Source organism: Actinomyces oricola (assembly GCF_004104015.1).
Classification (GTDB): domain Bacteria; phylum Actinomycetota; class Actinomycetes; order Actinomycetales; family Actinomycetaceae; genus Actinomyces; species Actinomyces oricola.
The window spans coordinates 1-1,660 of sequence record NZ_RYFV01000060.1 but is presented as its reverse complement, the minus strand read 5'-3'; the positions used below and the strand labels follow the sequence as shown (position 1 = coordinate 1,660).

At 58.4% G+C, this 1,660-nt stretch carries 2 protein-coding genes; one reads left to right on the top strand and one right to left on the bottom strand.

The annotated features are described in order from the left end of the window. Positions 1–98 precede the first annotated feature (98 nt). The gene (locus EUC46_RS13210; protein ID WP_241655577.1) at positions 99–269 is read right to left on the bottom strand and encodes a hypothetical protein; all 171 of its coding nucleotides are present in this window, start codon (positions 267–269) and stop codon (positions 99–101) included. A 650-nt stretch (positions 270–919) separates the two neighbouring features. Between EUC46_RS13210 and EUC46_RS12360 the strand changes: the two genes are divergently transcribed. After that, positions 920–1,660, top strand: a 741-nt coding sequence (locus EUC46_RS12360) for an IS630 family transposase (protein ID WP_128774454.1), incomplete at its 3' end; no start/stop codon positions are given.

Genomic DNA, 1,660 nt, shown 5'->3' with positions numbered 1-1,660 from the left:
GCAACCAACGCCCAAGCTCCTCACCATCACCATCACGAAGCACAAGACCAGGAGCACCAGGATGAGCCATACCCACATACTCCCAAACACCCAACCGTCTAGACACTAACGACACGCGACACTAGGTTCATGGTGCGGTAGTGGCGCTCGCCGCTCTGGGCCGGCCAAGGCGGGTCAGCCAGGATGGTGCGGAAGCCGCCGGCCGGAAGGCCGGCGATCTGCTGGCTAGTGGGATGAGTGGCGTTTGTTGTGCTTGTTATGTTTGCCATGGTTTCTTGTCTCCTTTCGTGTGAACTGCTTTGCCCCATATTTCACATAGCCGCCGGGTTTCGGGCAAGAACCGTCTAGGCGCAGCTAAAAACGATGCGACAATGCAGCCAGCACGCGGCCCAACAAGCATGGTTGCGGCTAGTGGGGCTTGAGGCGGCCGTGGGTCAGGGTCTGGCGGGGTGCGGAGAGCTCTGGGGGTCTGGTGGTTTGGCGGTTGAGGGACCCCCGAGTCTGGTGACTCGGGTGCTGCTTGTTGATGGCGGTGATTGTGTCTGCTGTGTTTTACACAACGATAGTGATTGGAAACAGGGCGCACGCCCGCTTCGATAGCGTCTCGATGGTGTTTTATTCTTGTCGGTAGAGCCGCGCTATTTCCAGCATGGTTCGGGCGGCTGCCAGGGCGGCGGCGTCTTGTTCTAGCTTGAGACGAGCGGCTTGGCGGATGATGTCCTCGTGGCTTTCTAGTGTCTGGTGTCTGGTTGGTGCCTGGTTTGGTGGTTGTGGGTGTGGAGTCTCGTCGTCTGGGTCGTCCTGCAATAGCCAGATAACCAGAGCCAGGAATAGGAGTAATATGGCCGGCTTTAAACAAAACCGTATTCCAGTGCGTTCTTAGGTGGAGATTAGTGTGGGCGGGGTATAGAATGGGCGCATGCAGGTTGATGTAACACTGGAAGAACGCGATGTTCTATTGAGGTGGAAGAAGCGCAACGACACGCTGATTCTGGTCAGATTGAAAGCCGAAGCGATCCTCTACGCGTCCCGCGGCGTTAATACGGACATTATTGCGGAGATGGTTGACCGGTGTGAGAGGACCGTGAAGGAATGGTTCTCGGAGTGGCGGCGCACCAGGTTACATTCGGTGGTGACTGGTCATGCCGGCAATGAGAACGCCGCGAAACTCACCCGCACCCAAAAAGAACAGCTCAAGGAAGTGCTAAGTCTGCCACCATCGCAGTCCGGCATCAGAGCTGACTTCTGGGACGTACCCGCTGTGCGGGACGTGGTGAAGGCGCGGTTCGGTGTGGAGTATGAGTCCGACTTTTCCTACCAGCTGCTCCTGCGCTTCGTCGGCATGAGCTTCAAGCTGCCCGATCCCTTTGACAAGCGCCGCGATGAGAAGGCCATCACCGAGCGGATGGCGCAGATCCGCCAGGAAGTCGCCGACCTGCTGGCCGGCGGCTGGGAGGTCTACACCGTCGACGAAGTCCGCGTCGAGCACGAGGCCGAGACCCGCCGCATGTGGCTGCCCAAGGGCAAGCGCACCAAGATCTACGTCGACCGGAACCGTTCTTCATGCTCGTTCTTCGGTGCCCTGAGCCTGACCACCAAGAAGATGCGCATCTACCCCATTGAGGGCAGCCAGAACACCGAGCAGATTATCCTGGCTATG